Raw genomic sequence first — 7,111 nt, forward strand, 5'->3', positions numbered from 1 at the left:
AACAAGCGACAGCCACTGCTTGATGCAGGCAAACTCGGGGCCTCTCCGCTGGAAGGCGCCCTAACTGGCGAGGAACTTGAAAAAAACAACCTTCCGGATGTTGTGGCTCGCTGGCGGCAGCGAAATGATGCCGAACTGGAGCGGGCCCGAACGGAGCGCAGTTTCTGCGTACCCAAGGGCGATATTGTTGCCAACGGGTATGACCTGAGCCTGAACCGATATAAGCAGGCAGCACCGCCGAAAGATGTGGTGGCAGACTCACAGTATCGCGATCGAGCGGAGAGCGTTGCTGATCCCCGAATGGGCGGACCAGGACGCCTCGAAATTCGCCGCCTGGATCAAATCGCACAAATATTCCTTGGTCGCGCCGACGACATGCCTGTCATTGACAGGCAACCCGAAGACGATGTGCAGCGCTTCCTGCCTGCATCGGCACTGAAGGCTCCCCTTCCCGAAGTGGAAGCCTTGCCGGTATCGATAGTTCAGGCCTCCGACGATAATCGCATTCGCGGAGGTGACCTCTTGGGAATGGCGCCGGCGGGCAGATGGCTAATAGCCCCCGATGACTACCGGGGCGTGCAAGCAGGCAGGGGCGTCGTTGTAATTCGCTTGAACCAGGACGTAGCGCCCGCCGAATATGTTGCGGAATTCCTGGCACACCACTGTGAATCTGGTGCATTTGCATCAAATGAGGATGCGTCAAGTGATGTAGGTCGCGACATTGGACTCCTTGATGTTCCGCTTCCGCGGGGAGATCAGGGTGCGCTGGCAGGGCACGCCAGCTCTCTTGGGGACGGGTTTTCGTATCTACAGGAGCGCCTCGCATCCCTTCGCGAACGCCGCGCTTCGGCCTTTGCCGCCGAGTCGCCCAAGCAGATTGCCGATAGCCTTCAAACCGCTGCCCGGAGAAGCCTGCTTCTCAAGAGTGCCCTTCAAAGAATCGAACAGCCTTATCAGGTGATCCAAGACTCATACCCCTATGGGATTGCCCGGGCTGTCCGAAGGTTCAAGAACAGCGTAAATCCCATGGAGCGCCTAGAGGCAAGCCTGCAGTGTTCAGAGTCGCTGATCGTATCCTTGGGGATTTTTTCTCTTGCCCTCGCAAAGAAGATGGCTTGGGATTCCATTGAAAAGGATGGCGGCAAGGCAAGAAGGCAAGATATTGGGACATGGATCTTGTCGATCGAGAATGGTGGAGCTTCGCTCGGCCACTGGATTGCCGTCGCCAGGACCGTTGGCGAGGAGGCTCGGCGCACTGGAGAGTCGGCATCCGGGCTAGCCGGAGCGGTGGCCAAGCGGAGAGGAGGGGGAGGTCTCATCGCCGACCTGGAAAGGATCGTAAAGATCAGGAATGAGATCCGCCATGGAGCAGCTCCGCGCACTCGCGCTGAATTTGAGAAGCGATTGGACGAAATAGAGCCGATACTTCGCAGCGGATTGGAAGGAAGTGAATTCATGGCCGAGTCTCAGTGGGTGCATACCGAAAAAATATCCTGGCGGGAACGCGAGCAGATATTTGGCGTGTCGGCATTGTCTCTCATGGGCGACCATCCAGACTTTCTCGGCGTTGAGTTCCTTTCCGGGCGCCCCCTTCCCGACGAGCGCCTATATGCGCGGAGCCAGGACGCTCAAATGGTTGAACTGAGTCCATTTTGCGTACTGCAGAGCTGCCCCTCGTGCCTTTCTCCTGAAATCTTCTATCCGGATCGACTCGTCGGCTCCACTGTAAGAATGAAGAGCCTAGATCGAGGACACTCTCTCGACAGCGACGAAATTGCTGAAGATATGAGGATGTGGATTCATGGGGTGAGGAAGCGATCCGAATGGTGGTTCAAGAAATACCTGCGAGAATCGCAATAATCAGAATTGCCCTCGCCACGTCATGCGGCGTGCGGCATCAATTCTGATGAACTAGGGAGTCGGTCCCGTAGCCTGAGCAGTTTCCCTTGCAGGCACCGATACGTCGCGCCAGCACAGCGTCATTCGCGACTTCAGGACTGGCGGTCCGCCAGTCATTCAGATCTAGCGATGCCCCTCGACAGCTTTCAGGTATCCCCGTCTGCTGCAATGGCAGTCGCACGGAAAGTGCGAATCAGGGACACGATTTCATCAACCTCCGCGTCCAGGAATAGGTCTTCAGGGCCCCCAGGGGCCAGCGCGTTGAATGGTGACTCGTACAACGCCTCGACCTCAATCGTGCCGTTTCGGGCGAGGTAGTCGATGAGCTGATTCAGGAAGCGGATCTGGGCGGACGTCTGAGTGCTGCCTTCCAACAAGGGGCTGAAGGCCGCAACTACCGCCTCGCGCTCGATCCCCGTGAGGGAACGGAGGAAGAGGCCGAGGCCTCCCGAACAATCGGCGACGCGCTCGATGTCCTCGTCGGTGCCGATGCCGGCCTCGACGAAGATCCGCTCCAGCTCGACCAGGTCGGAAGCGGTGATTTGCTGGTTGCGGCTGATCTTCTGGATAACAGGTTGTCCCTTGTGGGTGTTGAGGAAGATCCGGGCCTTTTGCTCAAAGCGCGTAAGAACGGCGCTGGCATCCATTCCTTGTAGTGGAGCTGCAGTGATCTCTCCGCGCTCGTCCTCGAAATCTGTGTAGATCACACCTCGCCTGTTCTTCTCGATCAGTTTGACTAGGGCTCGCAGACGACGGCGCATCGTTTCGAGCATAGGCAGGGTGGCATCTTGCCACCACGGGTCATTCGCGACCTCATCGAGCAGTTCCTGCTGGGCACGGATGGCGGGAATGGTTAGCTGGTCGAGCAGCGCGGAAGCGATCTCCTGCACCTGAGCCTGGATGCGCGTGAAGTCGGGAGTGGCATTCAACACTGCAAGTTGGAGGCGCAAGACCATCAGATCGAAACGCTTCGCCTCCAGGCTCGTATCAGTGTCACGGAATGCAGTGGGCAATCCGGCGAGGTGGTCGACGACCTGGGCGTGTGCCTCAGGAGTGAGCTGCAGCCAGGCGTCGATGTCGCTATAGGTATCGACCTGCTCCAGATGGGGACGGACCAGGAAATTCTCACGATTCATCGCTGCGACCTCCTGGTGAAGCCGCTCTGCAAGGTCGCGACGCAGGCCCGATTCGCTGGTGGTTCCGTCCCCGACAAGCATCTCGGGCTGCGCATTGTCGAGGGCGAGGAGGAGGTCGGCTCGGGTCTCGAAGATTCGCTGTCCAACAGAGGGTTGGATCTTGCCCTCTGAGCGCATCAGGCTCTGATTGAAGAACTCGATGTTCTGGCACAAGTCAAAGACCAGGAACCCGGTCTTGTCCCGATTTGGCCCGAAGAGGTCGGGAGCCAGGCGGGTGCCGCGGCCAATCATCTGCCAGAACTTGGTCTTGGACCGGATCAGCTTGAAGAAGACGAGGTTGACCACCTCGGGCACGTCGATGCCTGTGTCCAGCATGTCGACGGAGATAGCGATGTGGGGGGCCTTGGTCGGCTCGGCGAACTGTTCGATAAGACTCTGTGCATACTCCTTACTGTGTGTAATGACCTGGGCAAACTCGCCACGAAATTCTGGGTAGTTGACGTCGAATCGCTCGGCGATGAAGTCGGCATGACGTTGATTCGCGGCGAAAATAATGGTCTTACCGAGCCGATCGCCATCCTCGACCTTGAGACCATGCTCAAGCAGCGTCTGCAAAGCCAGGTCTACGGTATGCGCATTGAACAAGTACTTGTTCAGTTCATCAGACGTGATCTCCTCCGGGACGTTTCCTTCCTCGTCCCATTCGAGGTTGTCCCACTCTTCCCGTTCCTCGGGAGAGAGATCTGCGTACTTTATGCCTCCGCGCTGGAATTTAAGGGGAACCTCAACAGCGGTAGGGGCGACCAGCCAGCCTTGAGCCACCGCTTCTTCAAGGCTGTAGACGTCGGTAGGCACGCCGTCCTGCAGATGGAAGCGACGATATGTGTTGCGGTCGATCTCATCCTTTGGTGTCGCGGTCAGACCCACGAGGAGCGCATCAAAGTAGTCAAAGATGGCACCGTACTTCTGGTAGATCGAGCGATGGGCTTCGTCCACGACAATCATGTCGAAGTAGCCCGGGCCGAACCGGCGACGACCGTCGCCGTCGGTCTCGTTGATGAGGTTCATCAGAGTTGGATAGGTGGAGATGTAGACCCGTCCGGTACCGCCGCGGTCTTCGAGGAGGTTGACCGGATTACTACCCTTGAGGTGCTTCTTGAAAGTGTTCGAGGCCTGCGTGACCAGTGCCTGACGGTCTGCCAGGAAGAGAACTCGCTTCGCCCAGTTGGCCCGCATCATCAGGTCAGTGAGCGCAATCACGGTGCGTGTCTTACCGGATCCTGTAGCCATGACGAGCAGGGCCTGGCGGCGGGCGTCATTCTCGAAGGACGCGGTGACTGCGCGGATCGCTCGCACCTGGTAGTCGCGCCCCGCGATTTCATCGTTTATCGGCAACTTGTCGAGGCTGCGACGGCTGGCACGCCGCTGGATGAGGAGGCGCAGCTCGTCCTTGGTGTAGAACCCCTGGACTTCACGAGGCGGGTACATCTGGTCGTCCCAGATATACGTCTTGTAGCCATTGGTGTAGAAGATGACCGGCTTTTGACCGAACTGCTCAGCGATAGCGCTCGCGTAGAGCTGGGCCTGGTGCTGCCCAACGGTCGCGTCTCGTGTGGTGCGCTTGGCTTCGACGACGGCAAGGGGCCGGCCATCGTCGTCCCACAGCACATAGTCAACCTTGCCCTTGCCAGTAGGCGAGACGGACTCGGGCAAGCCGGAGATCGGAAACTCGCGATCCTGCGGCTGGTCCAGCGCCCAGCCGGCTTCCTTGAGGAGAAGGTCGATGATCAGCGCACGCGTGTCGGCCTCGTTGTAGTCGTGAGTGTCAGGCCGGGTCTTGTTCGTGTGTTTGGCCGCGTTGATCTCAGCACGGAGCGCCGCCAGCTCGGCGTCCAAATTCTCGTTGCGCTTACGAGCGGCAGCGAGCTCCTTCTGCTGCGCCTCGAACTGCTCAGCCTGCGCCTTGAGCTCCGTCTGCTTTACGATCCGAATACCGGTCGGGGTCGGGTGGCGCATAGCCGTGGGATCGAATGTGATGCCTGGAGCTGGGAGATCGCCAAGCTTGGTGGAGTACGTCCGTGCTAGCCAGTACATCACGTGGAACAGTTCGCTGATGATGCGGATCGCGTCGTTCGGGCCCATCGGACTCTTGCGATGGACCGCAATGTTGCCCTGACGGCGGATCACATCCATCTTCGCGCAGATGGTCTGGCCGGCAACGCGGACGAGTGTTGGCTCGGCAATCATGGTGGCCAGGTCTTCCCGATAGGGAAGCTGTAGGTGGCTATCCGCTTGGAACAGCCATGTGACCATTAGTTCCAGCACCCGCCGGGCATAGAACACTGACGCACGTGGGTCCGCAACAGCCAGCCGCTCCGCATGCACCGCCTCCGCGTGCAGATCTGGCCACTCGGCCGCGAGGAACCCGAAGTTGGTGCGGGCGGCCGGGGCGGAGGCGGGGCTGCTCACGGTGGGGCCTTTCCGGACAGGGGATCGGGAGAGAGGGCAGTAGGTGGAGCGGGACGCAGCTACGCGATGGGGTTGGTTTCCTCAGGCCAAAGCTCACCACGGAAAGCCCGACTCTGGAGCGAGGCGAAAAGGTCATCAAGCCCGGCGCCGTGGGAACGGTTAGCTTGCCTGAGCTCTCTGACAGATTCGATTCGACGTGAAAATGATTCCTGAAGTTCCAGAGGCGGCAACGGGAAAGGCATCCCAGCAAACCGGGCCGCGCCAAGGTGTGCAACGCTCGACGTCTTGCTGCTGATCTTGGCGAATTCACCCGTGCGGAAGTAGCGCAGGAAGACGCCTAGTGCAAAGGTCGGATGCGTCTGGGTAGAGTTGGCCTGAAACCGGAGGAGAGTGTTTTGGAAGCAACTCCCCTCTAGCTCGTTTCGCCACATCGCCGGCCGTCCGACAAGCTCGGTGCTCTGGCCTTCATTGAGGAGAATGTCGCCGATTTTGAGCCGGTACTTAGGGTAGTCGGTGCCGTCAAAGTCCATAGAAAGGACGTCGGACAAATCAATCCGATCCTCGAAAACGTTGGCGACACGGATGTATGGGCGCGTGTGCTTCCCTGTCTGGTACTTAGGAGCACGCTGTCGGCCGAGCTGTACGACGCCAGCGTCAGCCACGCTGACAGTCTTCCACCCGCGCTCGTTCTTCATCGGTTCGCCGAACATTTCGATAAAGATGGATTGAGCTAGGTCATCAAGTTGAACCGCCGCCTGTCTGCGCATGGCACGCAGCTCATCCACATGGTCCAGCATGCGGGCGATTCGCCGCTGGGTCGCGATCGGTGGCAGGGGGATCTCGAGGGGGGCTAGATCTTTCTTGTTGAGCTGGGGGACACTGCTCCCATTTGCGATCGAGGAGAGGTCAAAGGCTTGGAACCACTGGTACAGGTAGTTTGAATCTAGTTGCGCCGCATGAGGTGAAATTGCCATAAGGTTTGGATCCAGAACACACGGGCGCCCAGCAAGGCGCTTCTTGTTTGTGCCAATCGCACCGCCTCGCTTTGGGATGATCAGAGAATTCGGAGGGCACGTTGCCGAGCGAGCGCCAGGGCTGGAGTTCCACTGCTGAGCCCTGCTTATAACGCGCTCATTTCCAGGAAGGTTCATATCTGACACCCGGGTCAGCAAATAGCCGTCAGTCTGGGCATTGAAGGCAGTCCCGACCGGAAGAGAATTTCCAGTATAGAAGTCAGCCACGGAACTGAGTTGGACGGTGCGCATTTACAGCATCCCCTTCAATGCGCTCATTCCTTGCTGGATATCCGACTCGATCCGAGCTAGCTCGTCCATGATCTCCTGCGGCGATCGGTATTCGACCACCTCATGGACGACCTCCTTATAGCGACTCAGGCTCAGGTCATACCCGTTGGCGACGATATCGCCCTTGGGCACGCAGAAGCTCCGCTCCGTTCGTGCCCTCTCCAGCTCGCTGCCATTGTGCCGCCTCCACCGCGCCAACACGTCCGGGAGGTTGTTCGCAGCGTGTTCCGTCTCACTTAGCGGAGAGGCACCTGCCGGCACGGGCCCAAGACGGTCCTCCGGCAACAGCGGCTGTCGCTTGTC

At 59.0% G+C, this 7,111-nt stretch carries 2 protein-coding genes and 2 pseudogenes; 1 reads left to right on the top strand and 3 read right to left on the bottom strand.

Annotated features, from left to right (window positions below; translation table 11 throughout):
• Positions 1 to 1,860 (top strand): annotated as a pseudogene (locus ABH940_RS36740) (hypothetical protein); the annotation flags it as partial.
• Between the two features lie 185 nt (positions 1,861 to 2,045).
• Here the strand turns inward: ABH940_RS36740 and ABH940_RS36745 are convergent.
• From ABH940_RS36745 to ABH940_RS36755, 3 genes and pseudogenes are all read right to left on the bottom strand, one after another.
• Complete coding sequence (locus ABH940_RS36745) at positions 2,046 to 5,504, bottom strand: DEAD/DEAH box helicase family protein (RefSeq protein WP_370107269.1); 3,459 nt, start codon at positions 5,502 to 5,504, stop codon at positions 2,046 to 2,048.
• Between the two features lie 59 nt (positions 5,505 to 5,563).
• Complete coding sequence (locus tag ABH940_RS36750; RefSeq protein WP_370107270.1) at positions 5,564 to 6,769, bottom strand: restriction endonuclease subunit S; 1,206 nt, start codon at positions 6,767 to 6,769, stop codon at positions 5,564 to 5,566.
• Positions 6,770 to 7,111, bottom strand: a pseudogene (locus tag ABH940_RS36755) (DNA methyltransferase); the annotation flags it as partial.

Origin of the sequence: Streptacidiphilus sp. BW17 (assembly GCF_041262485.1) — a bacterium.
Classification (GTDB): Bacteria; Actinomycetota; Actinomycetes; order Streptomycetales; family Streptomycetaceae; genus Streptacidiphilus.

Coding starts and splice junctions, on each gene's coding strand:
- ABH940_RS36750 (WP_370107270.1), bottom strand. CDS start 6,769: ATGCGCACCGTCCAACTCAGTTCCGTGGCTGACTTCTATACTGGAAAT.